Origin of the sequence: Zobellia sp. OII3 (assembly GCF_002211465.1) — a bacterium.
Classification (GTDB): Bacteria; Bacteroidota; Bacteroidia; order Flavobacteriales; family Flavobacteriaceae; genus Zobellia; species Zobellia galactanivorans.
The window spans coordinates 69,246-93,653 of the sequence record NZ_MWRZ01000008.1; the positions used below are offsets into that span (position 1 = coordinate 69,246).

General features: G+C 43.6%; 24 protein-coding genes. 16 read left to right on the forward strand and 8 right to left on the reverse strand.

Annotated elements, in window-relative coordinates:
* Positions 1–102: 102 nt before the first annotated feature.
* Complete coding sequence (locus B4Q04_RS22750; protein WP_161496087.1) at positions 103–249, forward strand: hypothetical protein; 147 nt, start codon at positions 103–105, stop codon at positions 247–249.
* A gap of 25 nt (positions 250–274) precedes the next feature.
* On the opposite strand, the gene B4Q04_RS17660 is transcribed toward B4Q04_RS22750, so the two are convergent.
* From B4Q04_RS17660 to B4Q04_RS17675, 4 genes are all read right to left on the reverse strand, one after another.
* Positions 275–1,354, reverse strand: coding sequence for a sensor histidine kinase (locus B4Q04_RS17660; RefSeq protein WP_088697604.1), 1,080 nt, complete (start codon positions 1,352–1,354; stop codon positions 275–277).
* A 138-nt stretch (positions 1,355–1,492) separates the two neighbouring features.
* Entirely contained in the window at positions 1,493–2,377 is an 885-nt protein-coding gene (gene folD, locus B4Q04_RS17665; protein WP_013993916.1) for a bifunctional methylenetetrahydrofolate dehydrogenase/methenyltetrahydrofolate cyclohydrolase FolD, read from the reverse strand.
* Positions 2,378–2,444: 67 nt separating this feature from the next.
* Complete coding sequence (gene ffh / locus B4Q04_RS17670; protein ID WP_088697605.1) at positions 2,445–3,782, reverse strand: signal recognition particle protein; 1,338 nt, start codon at positions 3,780–3,782, stop codon at positions 2,445–2,447.
* Positions 3,783–3,954: 172 nt separating this feature from the next.
* The gene (locus B4Q04_RS17675; RefSeq protein WP_123772396.1) at positions 3,955–5,301 is read right to left on the reverse strand and encodes a hypothetical protein; all 1,347 of its coding nucleotides are present in this window, start codon (positions 5,299–5,301) and stop codon (positions 3,955–3,957) included.
* Between the two features lie 136 nt (positions 5,302–5,437).
* Here B4Q04_RS17675 and B4Q04_RS17680 point away from each other — a divergent pair, with 136 nt between their 5' ends.
* The 4 genes from B4Q04_RS17680 (at position 5,438) to B4Q04_RS17695 (ending at position 10,554) form a co-directional block, all read left to right on the forward strand.
* Positions 5,438–5,950: an RNA polymerase sigma factor gene (locus B4Q04_RS17680; RefSeq protein ID WP_013993913.1), complete on the forward strand. Its 513-nt coding sequence runs from the start codon at positions 5,438–5,440 to the stop codon at positions 5,948–5,950.
* A gap of 153 nt (positions 5,951–6,103) precedes the next feature.
* Positions 6,104–7,006 (forward strand): FecR family protein, encoded by a 903-nt coding sequence (locus tag B4Q04_RS17685; RefSeq protein WP_088697607.1) that lies wholly within the window; start codon positions 6,104–6,106, stop codon positions 7,004–7,006.
* A complete protein-coding gene (locus B4Q04_RS17690; RefSeq protein ID WP_088697608.1) occupies positions 6,996–9,515 on the forward strand; it encodes a TonB-dependent receptor in 2,520 nt (839 codons plus the stop codon). The genes B4Q04_RS17685 and B4Q04_RS17690 overlap by 11 nt, the downstream gene beginning before the upstream one ends.
* Positions 9,516–9,564: 49 nt before the next feature.
* Positions 9,565–10,554 carry a serine/threonine dehydratase gene (locus tag B4Q04_RS17695; RefSeq protein ID WP_088697609.1) on the forward strand — a complete coding sequence of 330 codons (990 nt, stop codon included), beginning with the start codon at positions 9,565–9,567 and terminating at the stop codon, positions 10,552–10,554.
* Between the two features lie 6 nt (positions 10,555–10,560).
* Here B4Q04_RS17695 and B4Q04_RS17700 read toward each other — a convergent pair whose 3' ends face one another.
* Both B4Q04_RS17700 and argS read right to left on the reverse strand, forming a co-directional pair.
* Entirely contained in the window at positions 10,561–11,388 is an 828-nt protein-coding gene (locus B4Q04_RS17700) for a zinc-dependent peptidase (protein WP_013993909.1), read from the reverse strand.
* Between the two features lie 51 nt (positions 11,389–11,439).
* Positions 11,440–13,224 carry an arginine--tRNA ligase gene (gene argS / locus B4Q04_RS17705; protein ID WP_088697610.1) on the reverse strand — a complete coding sequence of 595 codons (1,785 nt, stop codon included), beginning with the start codon at positions 13,222–13,224 and terminating at the stop codon, positions 11,440–11,442.
* Positions 13,225–13,364: 140 nt separating this feature from the next.
* On the opposite strand from argS, the gene B4Q04_RS17710 reads away from it, so the two are divergent.
* The 4 genes from B4Q04_RS17710 to B4Q04_RS22755 all read left to right on the forward strand — a co-directional run bounded on the left by B4Q04_RS17710 (position 13,365) and on the right by B4Q04_RS22755 (position 17,325).
* Positions 13,365–13,790, forward strand: coding sequence for a hypothetical protein (locus B4Q04_RS17710; RefSeq protein ID WP_013993907.1), 426 nt, complete (start codon positions 13,365–13,367; stop codon positions 13,788–13,790).
* A 15-nt stretch (positions 13,791–13,805) separates the two neighbouring features.
* Positions 13,806–15,242 (forward strand): SDR family oxidoreductase, encoded by a 1,437-nt coding sequence (locus B4Q04_RS17715; protein ID WP_088697611.1) that lies wholly within the window; start codon positions 13,806–13,808, stop codon positions 15,240–15,242.
* Positions 15,243–15,342: 100 nt separating this feature from the next.
* Positions 15,343–16,833 carry a BCCT family transporter gene (locus B4Q04_RS17720; RefSeq protein ID WP_013993905.1) on the forward strand — a complete coding sequence of 497 codons (1,491 nt, stop codon included), beginning with the start codon at positions 15,343–15,345 and terminating at the stop codon, positions 16,831–16,833.
* A 336-nt stretch (positions 16,834–17,169) separates the two neighbouring features.
* Entirely contained in the window at positions 17,170–17,325 is a 156-nt protein-coding gene (locus B4Q04_RS22755; protein WP_013993904.1) for a hypothetical protein, read from the forward strand.
* Between the two features lie 132 nt (positions 17,326–17,457).
* Here the strand turns inward: B4Q04_RS22755 and B4Q04_RS17725 are convergent, their stop codons facing one another.
* The gene (locus tag B4Q04_RS17725; protein ID WP_013993903.1) at positions 17,458–18,153 is read right to left on the reverse strand and encodes a LytR/AlgR family response regulator transcription factor; all 696 of its coding nucleotides are present in this window, start codon (positions 18,151–18,153) and stop codon (positions 17,458–17,460) included.
* Entirely contained in the window at positions 18,140–19,171 is a 1,032-nt protein-coding gene (locus B4Q04_RS17730) for a sensor histidine kinase (RefSeq protein ID WP_013993902.1), read from the reverse strand. Before B4Q04_RS17730 ends, B4Q04_RS17725 begins: the two co-directional genes overlap by 14 nt.
* 192 nt (positions 19,172–19,363) lie before the next feature.
* On the opposite strand from B4Q04_RS17730, the gene B4Q04_RS17735 reads away from it, so the two are divergent.
* From B4Q04_RS17735 to B4Q04_RS17765, 7 genes are all read left to right on the forward strand, one after another.
* Positions 19,364–19,642, forward strand: coding sequence for an EF-hand domain-containing protein (locus B4Q04_RS17735; RefSeq protein ID WP_088697612.1), 279 nt, complete (start codon positions 19,364–19,366; stop codon positions 19,640–19,642).
* Between the two features lie 32 nt (positions 19,643–19,674).
* Positions 19,675–20,715 (forward strand): YHYH protein, encoded by a 1,041-nt coding sequence (locus B4Q04_RS17740; protein ID WP_088697613.1) that lies wholly within the window; start codon positions 19,675–19,677, stop codon positions 20,713–20,715.
* 31 nt (positions 20,716–20,746) lie between these two features.
* Positions 20,747–21,376 (forward strand): hypothetical protein, encoded by a 630-nt coding sequence (locus B4Q04_RS17745; protein WP_123772397.1) that lies wholly within the window; start codon positions 20,747–20,749, stop codon positions 21,374–21,376.
* A gap of 140 nt (positions 21,377–21,516) precedes the next feature.
* A complete protein-coding gene (locus B4Q04_RS17750; RefSeq protein ID WP_013993898.1) occupies positions 21,517–22,287 on the forward strand; it encodes a YHYH protein in 771 nt (256 codons plus the stop codon).
* 5 nt (positions 22,288–22,292) lie between these two features.
* Entirely contained in the window at positions 22,293–22,910 is a 618-nt protein-coding gene (locus B4Q04_RS17755) for a toxin-antitoxin system YwqK family antitoxin (RefSeq protein ID WP_088697615.1), read from the forward strand.
* Entirely contained in the window at positions 22,879–23,559 is a 681-nt protein-coding gene (locus B4Q04_RS17760) for an SCO family protein (protein ID WP_088697616.1), read from the forward strand. The genes B4Q04_RS17755 and B4Q04_RS17760 overlap by 32 nt, the downstream gene beginning before the upstream one ends.
* On the forward strand, positions 23,556–24,311 hold the full coding sequence (locus B4Q04_RS17765) for a hypothetical protein (protein WP_088697617.1): 756 nt from the start codon (positions 23,556–23,558) through the stop codon (positions 24,309–24,311). The genes B4Q04_RS17760 and B4Q04_RS17765 overlap by 4 nt, the downstream gene beginning before the upstream one ends.
* The last annotated feature ends 97 nt before the right edge of the window (positions 24,312–24,408 follow it).

Consider the following 24,408-nt stretch of genomic DNA (forward strand, 5'->3'; position numbering starts at 1 on the left):
CCCCATTGCAAGGGGTAGAATCGATAAAGATTACAGAAATCCTATACGGAAAACGAAGTTTTAAACGTTATATAACCTCAATTACATTTAAGTTTTCGATCTATGAAAAAATTAGCAAGCCTATTATTCATACTCACCACAATCATAATATTTAGCAGTTGCAGTGTTGACGACAGTAACGATATAGAAATTATAAAGCCGGGAGACACCGTTATTATGGGAAAGGTGGCTTTAAAGAAACTCAATTAACCCTATTCGGCACTAGGCACCCCTATCAAGATTTAAACTTGATAGTAAAAGTGGTTCCTTGGTTTACCTTACTAGCAACATCGATAGTACCCCCAAGACTTGTTACATGGCTATGCACTAAAAACAGACCTACCCCCTTACTATCTTTGGTATCGTGAAACCTTTGGTTTAAGTTAAAGATCAAGCCCCCAACTTTATCCATATCAAATCCGAGACCGTTATCGGAGAAAGTCAAAATGCTTTCCCCCTGCTCTTGAAACGAAATAATCTTTATTTCAGGGGAAACATCGGGCCTCATATATTTGATGGAGTTGGTAATCAGGTTCAGAAAAATACTTTCCATATAGGCCGTATTGAAGTGTACGCTCTCCATGCCGGAAAAATCGACACAGAATTTTGCCTTTGAATTATTGATCAAGGAACTGATAGATCCCTGAACCTTTTCAAAAACTTCCCGTAGGCCTACTTTCCCCAAGCCAACCGTTTCCGCTTCATTTTCCTTCAGGGCGTCAACATACGAGTTCAGAGAATTTTTCAAGCCTAGGGCCGATTGTTTAATATAGTCTATAATCTGTAGATTCCCCTCTTCTTTACCACTCTTAAAATCTATCATCTCCACAAGGCTCAGCAAGTTGTTTACCGGCGACCTTAAATCATGTGAAGTAGTGTAATTTAACTGCTTGAGCTGTTGGTTTATTTTCGAAAGGCGGGCCACGTGGGAAATCCGCTCCGATTCCATATTCTTTTTATGGGTTACATCTTTGGCGATTGCGTAAACCAATTGCTCGTCTTTTAAAGGTATGGAAGTCCAATGGAGCCATACCAATTCACCCGATTTACGGACATAACGATTTTCAAAATTCACCAAAGGCCTATTCTTGATCAGCCCCTCTCTTTGCAAGGCCGTCAGGTTACGGTCTTCCTCGTAAATAAAATTATCGATCGGCTTAGAATACAGGTCGGCCTCTGAATAGCCCAAAAGCCTCACGAAGGCCGGATTGACCCTTCGAAAGTACCCATCAAAACCAGCAACACAGAGATAATCCATAGACAGATCAAAAAAAGGGTCTAGTAGAATATGCTTAGCTTTTAATGCTGGGTTCATTTGGGGCAGGTATATTAGGAGCGAACGTAAAACTATAACAAATTGTTGTACATTAACATTAGTTAACGACTAATAATCAACAACTTTGCCTAATTTGTAAGAATACCCTACCAATAAGACCCACTACGCAATAAAAAACTAATTGGCATTTCTATGCCGCTCCCTGGCCAAAAGCGTGTTCTTTAACAGCATGGCAATGGTCATTGGACCAACGCCCCCAGGAACCGGGGTGATAAAAGAAGCTTTGGGACCCACACTTTCAAAATCTACATCTCCGGTGATATAGTACCCTTTTTCCTTGGTTTCATCGGCTACCCTGGTAATACCCACATCGATAATTACGGCACCTTCTTTGACCATATCGGCCTTGAGAAAATGCGGAACACCCAATGCAGACACCACGATATCGGCTTGAAGCGTAAGTTCCTTGATATTTTTTGTTCGGCTATGCGCCAAGGTTACGGTGCAGTTGGCCGCCTTTCCTTTTTGGCTCATTAAGATACTTATTGGCCTCCCTACGATATGGCTACGTCCGATCACCACGGCATGCTTGCCCTCAGTATCTACGTCATAACGCTTTAGAAGTTCCATAATACCGAAAGGGGTGGCCGAAATAAAGGTCTCCATATCCAAGGCCATTTTACCAAAATTGGTCGGATGAAAACCATCTACGTCTTTATCGGGGTTTACCGCCATCAACACTTTTTCCTCATCGATATGTTTGGGCAAGGGAAGTTGCACGATATACCCATCAATATCGGGATCGGTGTTCAACTGATGGACCTGCTGCAGCAATTCTTCCTCTGTAGTTTCACTCGGTAAGTGGATCAAAGTAGATTCAAAGCCAATCTTTTTACACGAACGCACTTTACTGCCCACGTAAGTTAAACTGGCCCCATCGTTACCAACAAGAACGGCCGCCAAATGCGGCACCTTCTCGCCTCTTTCCTTCATTCCCGCCACTTCTATGGCGATTTCATCCTTGATTTGGTTCGATACTTTTTTTCCGTCTAGTAATTTCATAATGTTCGGTTACGGTCTACGCTATTATCATAAGGGGCGAACCCCATTTTCCTTATTCGTTCGGGTATTATTTCATACCTCTCATATTGCCCATCATCTGCATCATCTTTTTGCCACCGCCACCTTGCATCATCTTCATCATTTTGCTCATCTGGTCAAACTGCTTCAACAGTTGGTTCACTTCCTGCATATCCCTACCACTTCCCTTGGCGATTCGCTTTTTACGGCTTACGTTCAGTTTAGAAGGGTTAGCGCGCTCATCAGGCGTCATACTGTGAATTATGGCCTCGATATGCTTAAAGGCATCATCATCGATATCCAGTCCTTTCAAAGCCTTTCCGGCTCCCGGTATCATCCCCATCAAATCTTTGATGTTTCCCATCTTTTTGATTTGTTGTATCTGGGAAAGGAAATCATCGAAACCGAATTTATTCTTGGCAATTTTCTTTTGGATCTTACGGGCTTCTTCTTCATCGAACTGTTCTTGGGCCCGTTCCACCAAGGAAACCACATCGCCCATTCCCAAAATTCGCTCGGCCATACGTGAAGGGTGAAAGACATCTATAGCTTCCATCTTCTCGCCGGTACCGATAAACTTTATCGGCTTATCAACAACCGATTTAATCGAAATTGCCGCCCCACCACGCGTATCACCGTCCAACTTGGTCAGTACTACCCCGTCAAAATTCAGGATATCGTTAAAAGCCTTGGCCGTATTGACCGCATCTTGACCCGTCATCGAATCCACTACAAAAAGTGTTTCTTGGGGCTGAATGGCCTTATGGATTTCAGAGATTTCGTTCATCATCTCTTCATCTACCGCCAAACGACCGGCCGTATCTATAATGACCACATTATAACCTTCGGACTTGGCCTTGGCTATACCGGCCTGTGCGATTGCTACGGGATCGGTATTCCCGCGGTCGGAATATACCTCTACCCCTATCTGCTCTCCTACTACGTGCAACTGATCGATAGCCGCAGGACGGTATACATCACAAGCTACCAAAAGAGGTTTCTTTGTTTTCTTGTTCTTAAGGAAGTTCGCCAACTTACCCGAAAAGGTCGTTTTACCCGAACCTTGAAGCCCGGACATTAAAATAACGGAAGGGGTACCGGAAAGGTTGATGCCCTCGGTCTCGCCTCCCATGAGCTCGGTAAGCTCGTCTTTAACGATCTTTACCATTAACTGCCCTGGTTGAAGGGTCGTCAAAACATCTTGCCCTAGGGCTTTTTCCTTGACCTTATTGGTAAACTCCTTGGCTATTCTAAAGTTGACATCGGCATCTAGCAAAGCCCGTCGGACCTCTTTAGTAGTCTCGGCAACGTTAATTTCCGTAATCTGCCCATGTCCCCGTAGGGTGTGGAGCGCCTTATCTAACTTTTCACTTAAATTGTCGAACATCGTCTTACTTGCTTTTGAAGAAAGGCAAATTTAATAATAACTGGGGGAAAGAACGGGGCGTAAAGAAAAAAATATGAAATCACAAAAAAAGCATCCATCTTTCGATGGATGCTCTTCAAAACTCTGTGGGGCAAAAATAGGTGTCGGGTTATTCAATCTAAAACAAAAATCTTTATTGACAAACCTTTGTCAAGACTGCAATTTCTTCTTTTCTCTTTATTTTTATACGGTCTTCGTAGCACTGATATAACTGCCACTCTCCGGTATATCTTTCCAAATCACTTTGTAGGACCGTAAGGGTCAATTGGTTTTCTGACAACCTCCAAGTTCCCTTGTCGACAATTTGCCCTTTGGCATCGTAAACCGTCATATCGGTTTGACCAAAACCCATGGAAAGCTCTGTGGTCGATTCGCCTTTTTCGTCGGCAATGGTCCACTGGCACGTCATTAATTTTTCGCTGACCAATTGATCCGTACAGGGTTCTGCCGGCACATACCCGCAATAACGCTCTAAAATAATGGCATCATCTTCTATGAACATCTTGATCTTGCCTTCGACCATTTCATACACATACCAACTATCATTAAATTCAGCAGCTTCCTTAAACTCGAGTTCTACCACCACACGGTACCCAACTACGGAAGTACTCCACACCCCTTCTACACTATACCCGTAATCGTCATAAGCGATTACTTTTCCTTCTTCCGAAAAAATAAGGGCATATTTAACGTATTGTGCGGTATTATCGAAAGCCTTCCGATCCATACGTACAATTTGCCATGGGCACTTTACCAGCTCCGCCCCAAGGTCGGTCTCGGTAAAATCGTCATCGTTATGATCGTTGTTATCATCTTCATTGCAAGCCTTGACCCCTTCCTTAAGGGCAGTGGCCAACTCACTATTTGAACTTACTACAAGACTACTGCCATCGAGTACTGTCAGGCTAACGGGAAAATCGATGCTGATCAAATCGGAATCGGAAAGACCTGCTAAAAATCGCCTTACCTCGGCATCACTCTCTAAGGCGAGGGTGCCGGTTTGCTGAAAATCACGATTGTACGTAAACACCGTTACCGGATACGATACATCCAAACATTCAATATCGGCATCGTCGCCGCCCTCGACACATTGTTCCGCCAAATTTTCAAGTTCCTCGGCCGAATTTACCTCAACTTCCAAATAATCGGCCGTTACTACCGTAATGGGAAAAATAATCTTCAGTTCGTCTACATCGTCATCGGCTACATCTAAAATATCTTCTATAAGCTGAAAGACCTTGGCCGATTCAACCTCTATTTCCTCTTGATTGACAACGATCGTGTAGGGAAATTGGACTTCCAAACAACTGGCCTGATCAATAATATTATCATAAGAACCATCGTTCGACACCGTGCGTTTCAAAAGATCCAATACCTCCGACCCTGAAGTTAAGGTCAACTCCGTGTCTATATGCTCTTCAAAGGGCTCTTCTTCCTGACAAGAGGTCAAAGCCACAAACGTGGCCAGTAGGAAAGCCACTAAGCAAAATTTAAAACACTTTCTCATATTCGATTTGGAATTTATCGGCACTTCAAGTTTGAAACAACCAAAATTTAAAATACCCTACCTGTTCAATTTCGTTTTTTTCAAATACCTTTGAAAAAAATCAACTTACTTGGAAACCAAAAATACAGGCAATGTTTGCGAAGAACAAGTCTTTGATGCAATTTTCAAAGCTAATTCTAAAACGGTTTTCAACTATATATATTATAAGTTCGGCAATGAGGAGAAAGCCTACGACGCCGTTCAGGAAGCATTTTTGAAACTTTGGGAAAACTGCGGTAAGGTAGCTCCTGACAAAGCTAAATCTTATGTATACACAGTAGCGAACAACATATACCTTAACGTGATAAAAGCCGAAAAGGTCCGTTTAAAATATGCCGACAAGACCTTAAAGAGCACAAACGAGTCGCCCGAATTTTTAATGGAGGAGGAAGAATTTAGACAAAAACTCCAGCGTGCACTCGACCGTTTGCCCGAAAACCAACGTTCTACATTTCTATTGAACCGTATAGATGGAAAAAAATATGCGGAAATTGCCGAAATGGAAGGGGTAAGCGTAAAAGCCATTGAAAAAAGAATGCATTTGGCCCTTAAGGCCCTTAGGGAAGAAATTGAAGGAATATAGCTATAGTAGTTAGTAGTTAGTAGTTAGTAGTTAGTAGTTAGTAGTTAGTAGTTAGTAGGAAAGTTATTTTTTTCCTCATAACAAACAAGTAGTACCCATAAAAAGTAGGGTATTTACGTAATGAGTTGTTATTAAGGCATAAAGCTAGAATCGATGCAAGAAAATCACTTAGCAAAATGGTTGAACAACGACCTCACCGAGGCCGAGCTCGCAGCATTTAAAAAATCTGCCGAGTACGCTTCGTATGAACGAATCGTTGCTGCTTCCAATCAGCTGAGAAGTCCTGATTTCAACGCAGACGAAGCCCTTATGGCCCTAAAGAACCAACGCACCTTAAAAGACAGCAAGGTAGTACAGCTACATCCGTTTAAAAAGTTTTTACGCGTTACGGCCGCGGCGGCCATAATTATGTTCGGCTCTTATTTTTACCTCAACACTTTAGATAAAAATATAGTGACCCAATATGCCGAAAACAAAGAAATTCTACTCCCCGACAATTCCGAAGTGTTATTAAATGCCGATTCCGAACTTTCGTTCAGTGAACGGAAATGGAAGAAAGAACGCAACGTTTCCCTTAAAGGTGAAGCCTTCTTTAAAGTCGCCAAAGGCAAACGTTTTACCGTTGCCACCGATGCCGGAACCGTTGCCGTATTGGGCACGCAGTTCAATGTAGAGAATAGGGATGGTTTTTTTGAGGTCACCTGCTACGAAGGATTGGTAAGCGTCACCTTTAAAGGCAAGGAAAGCAAACTACCTGCCGGCAGTTCGTTTATGGTAATAGACGGCAAGATTATAGAAACGACGGCACCAAAAGACGAGCAACCTTCTTGGCTGAACCATGAAAGCTCTTTCAAGAGCGTACCGCTCAAATATGTTTTGAACGAGTTTGCGCGACAGCACAACATTAAGGTAGAAATCGAAAATATTGATACCGACCAATTATTTACAGGCACTTTCAGTAATACCGATACTAAGCTTGCCTTAAAAAGCATAAGTGCGCCTTCACAAATAAAGTTTAAATTTGAGGGCAGCAAAGTGCTCTTCTATGGCAATTAAAATTCGTAAACTCTTTCATTTTTTAATCGCCCTCATGAGTTTTTTCTGTTTCTACGGCATTCATGCCCAAAACAGGGCTAAAATTCCCTTGACCACATATCTACAGGAAGTAGAGCATAAGTTTGATATAAAATTCTCTTATGCCGATGACGATATACGCGATGTGCTTGTCGAGGCCCCCGATGCCACCGAACTTAATACCATCTTGCGGCTGATCGAATCGCAAACCCAGGTCTTGATCGAAAAACTGAACGACCGCTACTACACCCTCACCCGAAGCACAACAATCGATATCTGCGGCACGGTTTACGACAACTTTAAAATGAATACCCTTATCGGGGCCACGGTAACCGTACTGGGTACCGATTTTAGTAGCGTCATTGATGAAAACGGAAATTTCTCATTTAAAGGGGTCCCCCGCGATGCCAAACTCCAAATTAAATATTTAGGCTACAAGACCCTTTTTGTCAATGCCGATGAGCTGGTGGCCAAAGAGCCTTGCAAGACCCTGTTGCTCGCCCAATATTACCAACAGCTCGAAGAAGTGGTCGTCTACGAATTTTTGACCAAGGGACTCATAAAACAACTCGATGGCAGTGTTCAAATGAACAGTAAGGAGTTTGGCATTTTACCCGGACTGATAGAACCCGACGTTCTTCAGACCGTTCAGGCCTTACCCGGTATTGAAAGTATAGACGAGACCGTATCGAATATCAACGTACGCGGCGGCAGCAATGACCAAAACCTCATTTTATGGGATGGTATCAAGATGTACCAATCGGGTCATTTTTTTGGGCTGATATCCGCTTTCAACCCCTACCTGACCGACAAGGTCACCCTGATTAAAAACGGAAGCAGCAGTCAATATGGCGATGGCGTAAGCGGCATTATCGATATGCGGACCAGAGACAGTATCGCCGACACCTATTTTGCCGGTGCAGGCCTAAACCTTATCGGCGGCGATGTATACGCCCACCTGCCCCTGAACGAAAAATTGGCCGTTCAGTTTTCGGCGCGAAGATCCTTGACCGACTTTTTAGACACCCCTACTTACGACAAGTTCTTTACCCGTGTCTTCGAAGACAGCCAAGTCTCCCGAGACGGTAATTTTTATTTCTACGACTTTACGGGAAAGCTACTCTACGACATCAACCATAAACACAAACTAAGGTTGAGCTTCATCAATATCAACAATCTCTTGGACTATTCGGAAAGGGACATAGACACGAACGATGAAATTCAAAGTGCATTAAGCCAAACGAACCTATCTTTGGGGGCCTCTGTAAAAAGCAAATGGAACAAAAAGCTCAGCACCTCTTTAAACGCCTACCAAACACACTATAAACTTGAGGCCCAGAACATATCGGGCAATGCGGAGCAAGTTCTTTTCCAGAACAACGAAGTACAGGAAACCGCATTGAAACTGAACACGAATTACAGTCTTTTCGAAAATTTAGATTGGCTGAACGGCTATCAATTTATTGAAACCTCTATCTCGAACAAGACGGCGGTCACTCAACCTCCCTATACCAGCAATCAGCGTGACATCGTTAAAAGCCATGTGCTGTTTTCCGAATTGACCTACACTTCAACCGATAACAGACTCTACGGCCGTGCGGGTATGCGCCTGAATTATTTGGACAACCCGAAATCGTTCACCAAATATCTTCTTGAGCCCCGATTGAGCATGAACTACGCCTTTACCAACAGGTGGAAGCTACAGCTGTTGGGCGAATTTAAAAGCCAGGCCGTCAATCAGATCATCGACCTAGAACAAAATTTTCTCGGAATAGAAAAACGGCGCTGGATCGTTTCCGACGACGATAGACTACCGATTACGAAAAGTAAACAGGGCTCTATAGGGATCAACTACGACCACAAAACCCTATATATCGGCCTTGAAGCATTTTATAAGGAAGTCAACGGCATCAGTACATTGACCCAAGGATTTCAGAACCAGAACCAATTCAATGGTGAAACGGGAAAGTACAACGTTAAAGGCCTTGAGTTCTTGATCAATAGAAAAACGGACGATTACAGTATATGGGCCAGCTACACCTACAATTTGAACAACTACCACTTTTCGGAAGTTCTGCCCCCCGATTTTCCGAACAACCTAGACATTAGACATACCGCCACCTTTGCGGGCACCTATAATATCAACAATTTTAAACTGGGTCTAGGCTTAAATTACCGTACGGGCAAACCCTACACCGAACCCAATATAGAGGAGCCCTTGAACACCTCCTTTTTTCCAAACCGCATCAACTACCAAGAACCGAACGGCAGTCGCTTACCCGAATACCTACGCGCCGATGCCTCGGCCATCTATGACTTTGACATAGGCAGAAAGCTAAAGGCTTCAGCAGGAATTTCGGTTTTGAATTTTACGGGCCGGAACAATATATTGAATACCTACTATCGCCTCAACGAAACCGATGAAATTGAAAAAGTAGACAACGTTTCCCTAGGTCTGACCCCCAACGCCAGTTTTAGGCTCCGATTTTAGCACTGCTCTAGGGAATGTGTCCGTTACCGTAATACAATAAAAATTTCCTATGCCTACCATTGAAGACATCAAAAAAGCCAGGATACGCATCCACGGCCCTGTACACGAAACACCGATTTTCAGTTCTTCCCTTCTAAACAATTGGCTCGGACATGAAATCTATTTTAAGGCGGAATGCCTCCAGAAAATAGGAGCCTTTAAAGCCAGGGGCGCCTGCAATACATTAGCTTGGCTCGTTGAAAACAAAGAGAGGCCCGAACATGTTATTGCGAATAGTTCGGGCAACCACTCGCAGGCCGTGGCATGGGCTGCCCGACAGTTCAACATTCCGGCCACCATCTATATGCCGGCCTACGCCTCTAAAATAAAAATACAGGCCACCCAATCGTACGGAGCCCATGTTGAACTATGCAAAGACAGAAATATGGCCGATGCCCTTGTCATTGCAGCTTCCAAAGAAAAAGGAGCCTATTGGATCCCCCCGTACAACCATCATCAAGTAATAGCCGGCCAAGGCACCGCCATTTGTGAGGCCATCGAACAAGTCGATAATCTTGACGCCGTTTTTGCGCCCTGTGGCGGAGGGGGACTTTTATCGGGTACGCTTATCGCAACCCATGCCCTATCGCCCAAAACCCAAGTTATCGGAGTTGAACCTTTAAACGCCAACGATGCGGCACAATCGTTACGCACCAACCGTATTCAAAAATTAAGTTCAACGCCCGACACCCTAGCCGATGGCGCCATGACCATGGCCGTAGGCGATATTACCTTCGAGTACCTCAAATTGCTCGATGCCCTTTACGAAGTCGAAGAACCAAAGTTGATATACTGGACCCAATGGCTGACCCATTTATTGAAATTGCATGTTGAACCTACCAGTGCCATGGCCATGGCAGGGGTGGTCGAATGGCTAAAACACAGCACATCGAAAAAACGCGTAATGGTAATCTTGTCCGGTGGAAATATCGACCCTAGCAAGCAAAATAAAATTTGGAACACCGATTATTTAGATTCTAGGCCGTGTTTGGAACCCTAGCCCGTATCACGTACCCATGGCCACCCCTGAACGATGTTCTGGAAACACCTGAAAGTCGAAGCCCAACATTTTTTGGATAACGGCGTACAATTCGGGAAACTCGGCCAAGAATATTTGGGGCGTTTCGGCATAGTTCTCTACGGCTACGGAAAAAAATTCCTGTAGATTGGTCATACCATACTCCCTAAAATATTTTGAATCGGCCAGCCTTTGGGCATAGCCTTCCCTTAGAAAAAGCTCCTTAATCTTTTTGAGTCCCACCCTAAACTTACGGGCCTCCCACGAATTCTTTCGAATCATTTCAAAGCTGAGGGCATGGGCAAATTCATGCAAGGCCAAATTTACATTGTCATCGGAAATGCGAAAACCTTCCCAAATCGTATCGGCAGAAAAAATAACGGTCTTAAAACGGGGATTGTACTCCCCCAAATGGTGCTTTCGGTTTATACGGGAATAATATTTGGAAGGATAAACAACGATCCGCAACAGCGAACGCATCATTTTGTAGTTCTTCAACCCCAAGGTCATTAATACGGCAGAGGCACTTAAAAGCAATTTAAGTTCTTTCCTCCTTTCGACCTTTCCATAAAAAACAAATCTTTTTCTACTTCTGAACCATACGATGCGTTTATCGCACTTTTCCCTTAAATCTATGGGCAACTTGGTATAAATAGGAAAATTATCGGCAAGCAGTTGTTGCTCCGAGGGCGAAAGCGGCTTTTTTTTTATAAAGGGATTTAGGTGATAAAGTCCAATCGTATAATAGAGGATATACAGCGCTTGGACACACAAAAAGAACAAGGCCAAAATCTTGATATCATGCTCTGTAACCATACTGCTAACAACTCCAAAAACGGAATTAAATTGTATAGGTTTCCCCGTGCCTTACATTCGCTCCGGAACGTCTATGCCCAAAAGACCGAAAGCCGAAGCGATAACTTCACTGACTTTCTTTGAGAGCTGTACCCGTAACAATTTTTTCTGGGCATCGGTTTCGCCCAAGATCGAAACCTGTTGGTAGAAAGAATTAAATTCCTTTACCAAGTCGTAGGTATAGTTGGCAATCAAGGCGGGACTATAGTTTTCCGCTGCCAATTGAACGGTTTCCGGATAGAGTTGCAACTGTTTAATAAGTTCTTTCTCCTTGTTGTGCAATCCATCGATATCCCCCATGGCCACATCGACATTGGTATCAAAATCGGCCTTTCTTAAAATCGACTGGATACGGGCATAGGTATATTGGATAAACGGACCGGTATTCCCTTGAAAATCGACCGACTCTTCGGGGTCGAAAAGGATCCGTTTTTTAGGATCTACTTTTAAGATATAGTATTTTAGGGCACCGAGACCTATCAATTTGTACAATGAGTTTTTCTCTTCTTCGGAATAACCTTCCAACTTGCCCAATTCTTCTGAAATTTGGGCGGCAGTATTGGTCATATCGTCCATAAGGTCATCGGCGTCGACTACGGTTCCCTCCCTACTCTTCATTTTACCGCTGGGCAAATCGACCATTCCATAGCTCAAATGGTGCAGGTTTTCAGACCAAGAAAAGCCAAGTTTTTTCAAAATCAAGAACAGCACCTTAAAGTGATAATCTTGCTCATTACCCACGGTATACACCATACCGCCTACGTCTGGATAATCTTTTACCCTTTGTATGGCCGTACCAATATCTTGGGTCATATAAACCGCCGTTCCATCGGAACGAAGCACTATTTTTTCATCAAGGCCTTCATCCGTAAGATCGATCCAAACGCTACCGTCTTCCTTTCTAAAAAAAACGCCCTTTTCAAGGCCTTCGGCCACTACATCCTTCCCTAACAAGTAGGTATTACTTTCATAGTATAGGGTATCAAAATCTACCCCAAGGTTTTTATAAGTGACATCAAAACCTTTGTAAACCCAAGCGTTCATTTCTTTCCAAAGGGCAACCACCCCTTCATCGCCGGCCTCCCATTTCTGAAGCATTTCTTGGGCTTCCAAAAGAATGGGGGCTTCTTTCTCGGCCACCTTCTTATCGGTTCCATTGGCAACCATTTCGGCTATTTCCGCTTTATACGCCTTGTCGAAGGCCACATAATAGTTCCCAACGAGCTTATCACCTTTCAAGCCGGTACTTTCTGGCGTTTCCCCATTGCCAAAACGCTGCCAGGCCAACATACTCTTACAGATATGGATACCTCGGTCATTAATGATCTGGGTCTTATATACTTTCTTACCGGAAGCCTTTAAAATCTCGGCAACGGAATATCCTAAGAGGTTATTTCTAATATGCCCTAAATGCAAGGGTTTATTGGTATTGGGGGAAGAGTACTCTACCATTATGGCATCGTTCTCCGAGGGAGAAACAAATCCGTAAGCGGCATCGTTCTTGATCCCATTGAAAAAATCAAGATAATACCCATCACCGATTACGAGGTTCAAAAAACCTTTGATAACGTTAAATCCGGTAACCTCGGCTACTTCCTTTTCCAAATAGGCCCCTATCTGCTCTCCTATCTGTACCGGATTCCCCTTAACAAAACGAAGCATGGGAAATACAACAATCGTTACATCACCTTCAAAGTCCTTTCGGGTCGGTTGAAATTCCACTGATGGCAGCTCCACATTGAAAATAGCTGCTATTGCCTCTTTAACCTTGGCTTCTAAAATTGCTTGAATACCCATATCATCTTTCGTTTCAAGCTGCAAAACTAATCATTTTTTACGCTTTTACCCTAAGACGGGCGGTAATGGCCCCGCTTTTCTTTAACTTTATAAAAATGTCGCCCTTGGTCAGGTCTTAGGGTTTTTAAAACGAAGTCCATATGCTTTTAAACGTATCGTACACGGACAAACGGATTACCAAAAAAATAGATGAGGCCGTAGGCAAGCCTTTTACGCTCAAAGAGCGTTGGGCCATGGGGGGTATCGGCTCGCCTAAATTGTTCATTACCGAGACCAGTATCGGCATTAGAAACCTGCTGATTTTAGACAACAATCTCGACCAGTGCAATATTGAGCTTCGCCCCAGGGGCATTATCCTAAGATTCAGATCGCTGCTCGAGACCTATGCCTTGGTCATTCCGTTTTACAAGCTCACTTTGTACAAAGGTGACATCGGTATCTATTCCATATATCGCGACCATTATTATGTCAAGGTCAAGGCAGACACCAAGGCCATACAAAAATTCTTTATCAAGCTTCAAAATTACAAGGCCGATAATGCTCCGACTTCGATCGACGACCTCTAACCCATAAAACTGCCCATGAAAATACTCTTGACAGGCGCCAACGGCTATATTGGCATGCGACTATTGCCCCAATTACTAGAAATGGGCCATGAGGTAGTGTGCACGGTACGTGACGAAACAAGATTTTCGATAGACAAAGAAATACAGGCACAGATCCAGGTGCTTGAAGTCGATTTTCTAAAGGAAGTTGATCCTTCGATCATTCCAAAAGACATAGACGCGGCCTATTTTCTGATCCATTCCATGAGTTCGTCCGTACAGGATTTCGATGCCTTGGAAGCGCAGACCGCCGAAAATTTCAATACCTACCTCAGCCATACCCAGATCAAACAGGTAATCTACTTAAGTGGAATCGTCAATGAAGAGAACCTGAGCAAACACCTACGGTCCCGAAAAAATGTGGAGCAGATTTTATACAAGGGCAATTTTCAGCTTACGGTATTACGTGCGGGCATTATTGTGGGGTCAGGCAGTTCTTCCTTCGAGATCATTCGCGACCTATGTGAAAAACTCCCTGTAATGATTACCCCAAAATGGGTCTTGACCAAAACCCAGCCCATTGCCATTAGGGACATCTTGACATTTTTGACCGGTGTTTTGGGCAATGAGAAAACCTATAACGATTCTTTTGATATTGCCGGCCCCGATGTACTGACCTATAAACAAATGTTAGAGCAGTACGCCGAGGCCCGCGGATTTAAGAATTACATTATTACGGTTCCGATCATGACCCCTAAATTGTCGAGCTATTGGCTGTACTTTGTAACCTCTACCTCTTACAAATTAGCCCTGAACCTTGTCGACAGCATGAAAATAGAGGTCATTGCCAAAGACAAGAGACTGCAAGAATTATTGCATATAAAACCACACACTTATAAAGAAGCCATTGCCCTCGCCTTTAAAAAAATCGAGCAAAATCTCGTAGTTAGCAGCTGGAAGGACAGCATGGTAAGCGGGCGCTTTAAAAAGAACCTGGGGAAATACATACAGGTTCCCAAGTATGGCGTTCTTAAAGATGAAAAAAAAATCAAGGTAGACGACCCGGAACAGGTCTTGCGCAACATCTGGAAAATTGGCGGGGAAACCGGGTGGTACTACGGGAATTGGCTGTGGAAGATTCGTGGAATTATCGATAAATTTTCGGGAGGTGTCGGTCTACGCCGCGGGCGAACGCATCCTGACAAAATTTTCGCTGGCGACTCGCTTGATTTTTGGCGCGTTCTTCTCGCCGATAAAAAAGCAAAACGCCTATTGCTCTTTGCAGAAATGAAGTTACCTGGCGAAGCGTGGCTCGAATTTAAGATCGACGAACACAATATACTGCACCAAACGGCCACATTTCGCCCGCGCGGTCTTAAGGGCCGGCTCTATTGGTACAGTATTATCCCTTTTCATTTCTTTATTTTCGGAGGCATGATCCGTAACATAGCCAAGGCCAAGCCATCGCCCTAAAAAACTACCTTGACATTTTTTTGTATTTTTCAAGAAAGTAATCCCTACCCAAGGAGACTTAGAGCGGATTAGAACCCAAAAGATACATACCTTGCCCAAAATGCGCCATCTAAAAAATCCGTTGCTTGCCCTCCCCATAGGTTTTCTTGTCCTTTTTACCTTCGTTGTGTTTTTTGCCACGGAAAAGAGTTACGAGTTTATTGAACTGACCTCTATTTGGGTGCGGAACTATTTTGGTTTTTTCTACCTGTATTTAGGCTTGGGCTGTGTGCTCTTTCTTATTATTATCGCCCTTTCCCCCATCGGAAATATTAAGCTCGGAAAAAAAGAGTCCTCTCCCGAATACTCTCTTTGGTCGTGGACGGCAATGTTGTACAGTGCGGGCATGGGCTCGGGCATTTTATTACGTGCCGTTCAGGAACCCGTATTTATGCAGCAACACCCGCCCTTCGCTTCGCATTTGACGCCCGAAATCCTGGCCTTGGAATTCACCTTCTATCAATGGGGACTCACGGCATGGGCCTTTTATGGACTTTTTGCCATGGTAGTCGGTTACGCCCTTTTCGTACGCAAAAAGAAAGTCAGGGTAAGTTCGACCATTGAAGATTCCATTTCAAGCCCTTTGGCCAAAAAGGGAATCGATATCATGACTATCATTACCACGGTATTCGGACTCATTGCCGCTATTGGCTTGGGCACTACACAAATAAACGGAGGTCTCAACCATATCTTTGATTACGATTTCGGGATAGGCACCACATTACTTTTGGCCATCTTAATCTCGGCAATTGCTTTCTATTCGGCATGGCAGGGTGTGAACAAAGGCATCAAAGCCATTTCTAGAATCAACATTCTCATCACTACCCTCTTACTGTTGTTCGTATTCCTTATGAGTGATATGAGCGCAATATTGACCGCTTTTGGCAAGGCAAGCCTTAACTACCTGATCGACTTCGTTCCCATGAGCCTGGCCTACGGAAGCTATCACCCCGGCATGACCTTCTTGACCGATTGGACTTTTTATTATTGGGCCTTTTGGCTGGCATGGGCACCCTTTACGGGTATTTTTATCGCCAGGATTTCAAAGGGGCGCACCTTGAGACAATTGCTTCTTGGGGTCTTAATCATACCGTCGTTCGGAACGTTTTTTTGGTTTTCCGTTTTTGGTACCTCGGCATTCGGACTCATAGAGGACTGGGGCCAATACCAAAATGAATTTGGCCATGTGTTCTCTTCCATTTTCGTGTTTTTCGAAAATTACCCCATGGCCACCCTTTTGAACTTTACTACCATTTTACTACTTGTGGGCTTTTTGGTCACCTCGGTCGACAGTGCGGTATTCGTATTGAGCATGTTTACCGACAGGGGCAAGAAAAACCCAAAGAAGAAACATAGGTTGATTTGGTCGGCCTGTATCCTTTTGGCAACCCTGGCCCTAATCCTTTTGGGCAATGCTAAGCCCGACATTGATGTCCTTACGGCCGTCCAGAAGCTTCTGATCATTACCTCCTTGCCCTTTGCCCTCTTTATGGTCTATATGGCCGGGGCATTTGTATGGGAGGTTTCCCGAAAACAGAAGTCCATTAATTAAGGTCCCTTTTTCCTGTGCTTTACTTCGATTAGGCAACGATTGACCGACAAGATTAAAACACGGCTATACACCACCAAAAATCTTCACAACAAAATTCATAAGATCCGTGTCCCAACACAAAAAATAACTGGTCAAAAGGGCCAAAATCGCGCAGCACTAGAAAACAACAAGGCTACAAGCCGCTCGATGAACTGAATCATATCTCCGATGAGTTAAAATGGCATTCAACAAAAAATGGCAGTTTTACATCACAAAACCCACATTTGACAACAATCCCGTTTTTCGTGGCAATGGGTAATGTAAATTAGATAAACAAACCAATAATCCCCCACCGTTATGAACAACAGATTAAAGAGTTTACTTTATTTAGCAAGTTTTGTAACCGCCGTAATTGTTTATGATAGATACAACAAAGACCACGAAGACAACAGCAACCATGTGGTTGCCGATGTTGTTATAGAACAAATTTCAGCACCTGAGAGGTTGAACTAAAAAAATTGTGAAAATTATCGAGCTTCCCAAAAGCCCTATGATTTTCACCAGAACATGCCTACTTGACTAAAAAGGGCCTAACGCAGAGTTAGGCCCTTTTTAATTTGAACAAGATACCACAGGCATCTGTCATTACTCGAAAAGCTCCTTTTTCACGGCCTCAAAATATTGCGCACTGACAGGTATTTCGGTTTTTCCTATAAAAATATCGCGCCCCTTTAAGGTCGTTACCTTTGTTTTATTCACGATATACGAGCGATGCACACGCATAAAGCGATCACTGGGCAAAAGTTCCGTCAGTTTTTTTAACGACTGCAAGCTCATAAGTTTTTTGTCCTCTAGATAAAAATTGACATACTCGCTATCACTTTCTATATATAGGAGGTCGTCATATTTGACCTTATGCAAATCGTAGCCCGATTTTACCGTAAGACTATCTGAAAGCATTTCACCGGTCTTCCCCGAATCCTCTATTTTCGCCTTCACCTTATTGACCGCAAGCAAAAAACGTTCAAACGTGATGGGTTTCAACAGGTAATCGACAACATTGAGTTCATAGCCTTGAAGGGCATATTCTGAATAGGCCGTGGTAAATATAACCTGAACCCCATCGGGAATCAGTTTTACAAAATCGGTCCCCTTGATCTCGGGCATCTGGATATCCAAAAAAAGTAAATCGATTTTCTCATCTTTCATAAGGCCCAATGCATCCAACGGATTGGCCATTTCATCTACAAACTGCAAAAAACCCAATCTCCCGATATATGTTTTGAGCAAACCCCTGGCCAGCTCTTCGTCATCGATAACAAGACATTTAATCGTTTTCATCCAAATCAATAGTTAGGTTAACCGTATATGTTTCCGCTTTTGGCTCTATTTGCAATCGATGTTTTTCAGGATAAAGTATTTCAAGCCTCTTCTTCACATTTTCAAGACCTATTCCTCCCACGACATCTTTCGTTATGGCGTTTTTCGGGATACTATTCGCTATAAAAAAATCTATTTTACGCTTATCGCACGAAACCCGGATCTCTAAAAACGAACCCTCTATCCTTTCTATATTGCCATGCTTCAAAGCATTCTCTACAAAAGGGATCAAGAGCATAGGCGCAATGGAAACCGTCGAGTTTTGGATGTCAAAATGCGTCGTAATCGGAAAGGGCTTACTACTCTTCAGGGCAAAAAGCGCCAAATAATTCTCAATATACGATATCTCTTTACCAATAGGCACTAATGGCCTATCGCATTCGTACAACACATACCTGAGCATTTCAGATAAGGTACTGATACTCTCTTGGGTGCGGTTTGAATCTATAACCGAAAGGGCATAGATATTGTTCAAGGCATTGAACAAAAAATGTGGGTTTATCTGAGATTTCAAGAATTTCAGCTCCATCTGTAGGCCGGCATTCTTATTCCGAATGGTCTCTTCCTCTTTCTTTTGGGCCAACAAAAAGGTTTCGACAAAGGTAGCCAATACATAGGCCACCGAAAGGACCAGAAATTGAATCAGAACTTGGGGCGGTGCCATATGGGGCCTACCGGGCGGAGGCCCTCCCATAGGAGGTCCCGGCACCCCATCGATGAGCCGGACTATCTCGGTAACGGCAAAGGAACAAACTATGATGGCCACTATGGAGACCACTCCGAAGGCAATATACTTTTTCCTGAACAATAGACGGGGCGCGGTATAATAGATCAGAGTACCTATTAACAATACCTGCATGATAAAAGAAGATGCATTTTTCTCTAAAAATGAAGAATCATCACCTATCAGCAACCAAGCTATCAACCAAACGGCAAGCCATAAAATAGCGTGAAAAAGAAAACGATGTGCTTGTTTCATGCTACAAATTAAGGCATTTATTTTTCATCCATTCCACAAAACACGGGTTGAAAACCGGGTGAACCGAATCGCTCACAGAAGCTTATCGGCCATTCACTGAAAACCCCTCTCCCTCCACTGAATGGTTTCATACCGCCCTTGTTCTTTCTTCATCTTTGTACTGCCCAATAGGCTTAATTAAAAAATAATATCATGAAAAAAAATGTAATACACAACACACTGGCGCTTTCCATATTTATGTTGATGACCGCCACAGCATCATTCGCTCAAGAAAAAAAAGGACAAGAACCGCCATCGGCCACTGAAATATTAAAACAGATGGACAAGGATGAAGATGGAAAACTTTCCAAAGAAGAAGTAAAAGGCCCTTTAAAGAACGACTTTTCAAAAATAGACACGGACGAAGACGGCTACCTTTCACTTGATGAACTAAAGAAGGCCCCTAAGCCCCAAAGAAGAAAAAAGCAATAAACAGAAAAGCTTAAACCATAAACCTTATTCACATGAAACAAATTATAGTAATGGCACTTTCCGGTGTATTTCTAATTTTTTCGGGCAACAGCTGCAGTTCCGACGAAAGCTCCGGTCTTACGACAAACGATGAAGGCACTCGTACGGTAGATCCAACCCTATTTTTAGCGGATGGTCTAGCAGAACCCATTACCACCGTAGAAAAAACACTTTCCGATGGTACAGTGGCCACCTGCTATAAAATTACTACGACCTCTACCCCCACCGAACACCAAATGGGCCCTTGGTGCCCTACCCATATTTCCGATGGTACCGACAAAGGGGGTAAGTGGTTTGAAAATGGTGAACTCTACGATGTAGATGGGGCCTTTATTGAAAACATGGCCGATTTCTATTCCGATGCCACTTGGAAAATGTACGATGAAAACGGAAACATCTATGTCACCAATTCATTGGAAGACTGCCAGAACGCCGCCAATCCGAACGTGGGTGAAGAATATGAGAATTTCTGTGTGGAATGTCTGCCTTCTTATGTTACCGATATTACGTTGACTTATTATATCCCCGTTACTCCCGTAAAACTAGATTCCCCCGATTATATTTCGGATGGGATTCCCGGAGGCGGCGGCGATGTACCTCCTACAGATGGGCCTCCACCAGGAGACGCTCCCATGGAAGGTGGCGACGGCTCGGTTATCGGCTTGGCTTTTAACGGAGTAAACTTTGATCCACCGGCACCGACCTCAGCCATTCTCGGCGCCTACACATTGGCCCCGATGGATGATAACGGAGGACACGTAAACCCAAACACCGGCTATCATTACCATGCCGCCACCGGTATGACCACTAAAATAGCCCAAGACGACGGACACTCGGCTATGATCGGATATGCCATAGACGGTTTCCCCATGTTCGAACGTTTGGACGATAGCGGTAACGAGCCAACGGATTTAGACGATTGTCGCGGTCACACTGACGACACCCGTGGCTATCACTACCATGTAGCCGCCGCCGGGACCAATAGCTTTATTGGCTGTTTTGCAGGTGCTCAAGGCTCCTTTGAAATAAATTAGAAATCAATAGTAAGACCCTAACACCGATATCATGAATAAAATAATATTCGGCCTTTTAACATGCCTCTGTTCGTTATTTGCCAGCGCCCACAGCTCCCAGATAGCAACGATGACCTTGGCACAAGACCAACAAAATAACTGGACGCTACATATTAGTTCTTCTTTTAATGGTTTTCGGTCGCAGTTGATCCAAAATTACCCTGACCTTCAAATGGACGCATTATCGGCCGATGAGTTTCAGAAATTGGTAATCACTTACGTAAAGGACAATATTCTCTTGAAGGCGAATTCTGATTTTACGGGCGAGCTTAAAGAAGGAGCCATAAAAATGGGCCACCAAACGGACCTTAAATTCAGGGTGGTCGGTTTGCCCAGTGAGTTAAACACCTTACAGGTCAAACTCAAAGGTTTTAAGCAAAATTCAAAACACAATACGGTTTTTAAAATAATCGATCAAACGGATACTTCCGAAAACTTCGTCATAAAAAAAGACAATCAGTTTACGGTACAGGTCGAAAAAATTAACGGTCACTTTCAAACAAAAGGAGAAGAATCGAATCTCTTTTGGCCTTTTATTTCCCTAAATATTTTGGTAGTGGTCTCATCGATTATGATTGTAAAAATATTCAAACCGGAGAAAAGCGAGCTCAGTCCGGCTTAGGCAAAGATCGTTTATCCGATAGATTGAGGCAACCACTGAAAACAAAAGGCCACCTACCGCCCTCCCATTCGACATGGGCATTAAAGCTAAATTTGACCATCACAAAGAATTAACAATCAACTATTTAAAATACAAAAAACATGAAAAAAGAGTTTCTAAGAAAAGTTATTCCATTGGCTTTTGGTTGCGCAATACTGTGCATCGGCTTTGTTGCCTGTAGTTCAGATAGCATTGACGATTCTGACATGGACGAAACTTCCGAAGAGGAAACCGTAACGGAATTGCATGCCGCCTACGCCGCCTTCAATAGCGAAGCCACCACGATTTACTTAGATGGATCCGAGGTGGTTATCGAAACCACAGGTTTGCCCAACCACGAGACCGTTTATTGGGGAGAAGGCAACAGCCTGTACAAAGATGAGCCCGACGTGGCATTGACACCTAGTATAATGAGCAGTAACAACAACGCCACGACCATAAGAGTGGATGCAACACCCGATCTTACGGGCAATACGGTGGAAACGCAGCTGAACACTATTGGCATTGCCGTAAGTGGCGCATCCATATTCAATGACCAAGAAGGAGGCGGAGCACTTGACAAAGCGGCGGCAAGTCTCGATTGGACAGGAGCGCATATCGGCCCTGGCGTATACCATTATCACTTAGAGCCAAAGGCCTTCAGTAACGACGATGACAAGTTGGTGGGCATATTGTTGGACGGTGTTTTCCTCTACGGAAGAAAATGTAACGCTACTGGCACTTACCCAACCGACCTTGACGAGTCAGGCGGACACGTATCGACCACTCAATACACAGATGGTAAAGAAGAATACCACTATCATATTATTAACGAGGTATACTCCACAACAGGCTCTTATCTGGCCTTTGCAGGACCGTACCAAGGATATTAAGCCCTATGATAAAACGATTTCTTTACATAACCCTATTGTCGGCGCTCTCTTTTGCCAGTTGCAAAGAGAGCGCTACAACAAAGCCAAAAGTTGAAGAAGCCCCCCTTGTCATCAATATGCTGGAAGTGCTAAAAAAAGATTTGGTACTCAACCCCATCGAAGGCAAATGGTACTATAACGACCAACCGTACAACGGCTATTCGGTAAAATTCCACCCGAACGGGGCCTTGGGAGAACGCTTAGGTTTTGTAGACGGAAAAAGGGAAGGCATCGCAAAACAATGGTCTGACCATAACGTTTTGCGTGTTCAGGCCAATTATAAGCACAATCGGTTAGATGGCGTTTATAAGACGTGGTGGGAAAACGGAACATTATCGGAAAAATCACATTACGTCAATGGTCGACTTCACGGCAAGCAAACCAAATGGTATGCCAACGGTAAAATTTCAAAAGAGAGAAACCTGGTAGAAGGAAAAGAGGAAGGCCTGCAAAAGGCATGGCTTCAAAATGGCAAACTATACGTTAACTACGAAGCCAAGAATGGCCGTATTTTCGGAATGAGGAGAGCCAATTCATGTTATAAACTAGAAGATGAAGTTGTCGTTAGAGATAAAAAAATATAGCTTTTTACTATTGCTTGTGGCCTTGACCGCCTGCAATCAAACGGTAAAAAAGGAAAACAAGGAGAAATCGAGCAGGGTCGAACATCTTCCCTATTACGCAGATGCATCTTTTACGCCCCACTGGTTGGAACCTGGCTCACAAGAAGAAAAGGAGTTCCATAAAATTCCCGATTACCGCCTAGTGGACCAACTGGGAGACACCATAACCCCCGAAACCTTTAAAGACCAAATCTACATTACCGATTTTTTCTTTACCACCTGTCCCGGCATTTGCTTGAAAATGACCGGGAATATGCAAAAGGTTCAAGAGGCTTTTATAGATGACCCCGAAGTAGCACTTTTGTCACATTCCGTTACCCCTTCCATAGATTCTGTTGCCGTTCTGAACACCTATGCCAAAAAGAACGGTATCATCAATGAAAAATGGCACTTGGTCACGGGAGACAAACAAGAGATCTATGACTTGGGAAGGAACCACTATTTTGTTGAGAACGATTTGGGCATCCCTAAAGACATTAACGACTTCCTGCATACAGAAAACTTTCTGCTCGTAGACAAGAACAGACACATAAGGGGTATCTACAACGGATTGAACCGGGCCTCGATCGCACAATTGATCACGGATGTAAAAAACTTAAAGAAGGAATGACCGTTTTTAGGAAAATAAGAAAGAAGCTTTTGGATTCGGGCAAACTCAAAGGCTATATAACCTATGCCCTAGGAGAGATTTTCCTCATTGTAATAGGTATACTGATCGCTTGGAAAATCAACGATTTAAACGAGATCCGAAAAAACAGGATCGTAGAACTCAAAATATACGAAAGCCTGTACGATGAACTCAACACCAATCTAAAAATCCTAAACTCCACTATAGACCATTATTCGGACACGTCCAAAAGACTGGAAGCCACTATGAACTATATTGGGCTGCCCCCTAGCGAAATCACCGAAGGGGCCAAAGACACGATTATCCACATCAACTATTCGGAAACCAACTTGCTCGAAGGGGCCTTGAATTCCGTCATCAGCACGACCAAATTGGAACTTATCGAAAGTGACTCGCTCAAAGGGTTGATTACCAATTACCCCGCCGAAATACAAAAGTTGGAATCTATCGATGCAAAAATCAAGGAAATCGTTCTTGATAGATTACAGCCGGTACTGGAGAGACACTTGGCCCTAAAAGACATGCTTTCGAAAGATAACCCCAGGTACAGCCGAATACGGACTTTCGGAAAATCGTCAAATTATGGGAATCTATTAAACAGTAAGGAATATCAGAATAGTTTGGTCGACCGGCTTATACAGACGCAAAACTTGCTGACCAGCGCCAAAAAATTGAGAAACAGAACCCAAGTTATGTCCTTGAGGTTAAAACAGGAATTGGGCTATACGCTTTAATATAAAGAAGTCTCCCTCAAAGACAACCACCCTCCCCTACATCATTCAACAACCGAAACCCGTCCCAATCTTTTAGGCCCTATAACGGTTTGTTCCT

Bases quoted from the DNA above. Each gene is read 5' to 3' on its own strand.
- argS (WP_088697610.1), bottom strand. From the start codon at position 13,224: ATGGGTATTCAAGCAATTTTAGAAGCCAAGGTTAAAGAGGCAATAGCA.
- B4Q04_RS17690 (WP_088697608.1), top strand. From the start codon at position 6,996: ATGGCAATTAAAATTCGTAAACTCTTTCATTTTTTAATCGCCCTCATG.
- B4Q04_RS17765 (WP_088697617.1), top strand. From the start codon at position 23,556: ATGACCGTTTTTAGGAAAATAAGAAAGAAGCTTTTGGATTCGGGCAAA.
- B4Q04_RS17715 (WP_088697611.1), top strand. From the start codon at position 13,806: ATGAAAATACTCTTGACAGGCGCCAACGGCTATATTGGCATGCGACTA.
- B4Q04_RS17750 (WP_013993898.1), top strand. From the start codon at position 21,517: ATGAAAAAAGAGTTTCTAAGAAAAGTTATTCCATTGGCTTTTGGTTGC.
- B4Q04_RS17695 (WP_088697609.1), top strand. From the start codon at position 9,565: ATGCCTACCATTGAAGACATCAAAAAAGCCAGGATACGCATCCACGGC.
- B4Q04_RS17735 (WP_088697612.1), top strand. From the start codon at position 19,364: ATGAAAAAAAATGTAATACACAACACACTGGCGCTTTCCATATTTATG.
- B4Q04_RS17755 (WP_088697615.1), top strand. From the start codon at position 22,293: ATGATAAAACGATTTCTTTACATAACCCTATTGTCGGCGCTCTCTTTT.
- B4Q04_RS17685 (WP_088697607.1), top strand. From the start codon at position 6,104: ATGCAAGAAAATCACTTAGCAAAATGGTTGAACAACGACCTCACCGAG.
- B4Q04_RS17700 (WP_013993909.1), bottom strand. From the start codon at position 11,388: ATGGTTACAGAGCATGATATCAAGATTTTGGCCTTGTTCTTTTTGTGT.
- B4Q04_RS17720 (WP_013993905.1), top strand. From the start codon at position 15,343: ATGCGCCATCTAAAAAATCCGTTGCTTGCCCTCCCCATAGGTTTTCTT.
- B4Q04_RS22755 (WP_013993904.1), top strand. From the start codon at position 17,170: ATGAACAACAGATTAAAGAGTTTACTTTATTTAGCAAGTTTTGTAACC.
- folD (WP_013993916.1), bottom strand. From the start codon at position 2,377: ATGAAATTACTAGACGGAAAAAAAGTATCGAACCAAATCAAGGATGAA.
- B4Q04_RS22750 (WP_161496087.1), top strand. From the start codon at position 103: ATGAAAAAATTAGCAAGCCTATTATTCATACTCACCACAATCATAATA.
- ffh (WP_088697605.1), bottom strand. From the start codon at position 3,782: ATGTTCGACAATTTAAGTGAAAAGTTAGATAAGGCGCTCCACACCCTA.
- B4Q04_RS17730 (WP_013993902.1), bottom strand. From the start codon at position 19,171: ATGAAACAAGCACATCGTTTTCTTTTTCACGCTATTTTATGGCTTGCC.
- B4Q04_RS17760 (WP_088697616.1), top strand. From the start codon at position 22,879: ATGAAGTTGTCGTTAGAGATAAAAAAATATAGCTTTTTACTATTGCTT.
- B4Q04_RS17725 (WP_013993903.1), bottom strand. From the start codon at position 18,153: ATGAAAACGATTAAATGTCTTGTTATCGATGACGAAGAGCTGGCCAGG.
- B4Q04_RS17745 (WP_123772397.1), top strand. From the start codon at position 20,747: ATGAATAAAATAATATTCGGCCTTTTAACATGCCTCTGTTCGTTATTT.
- B4Q04_RS17740 (WP_088697613.1), top strand. From the start codon at position 19,675: ATGAAACAAATTATAGTAATGGCACTTTCCGGTGTATTTCTAATTTTT.
- B4Q04_RS17710 (WP_013993907.1), top strand. From the start codon at position 13,365: ATGCTTTTAAACGTATCGTACACGGACAAACGGATTACCAAAAAAATA.
- B4Q04_RS17660 (WP_088697604.1), bottom strand. From the start codon at position 1,354: ATGAACCCAGCATTAAAAGCTAAGCATATTCTACTAGACCCTTTTTTT.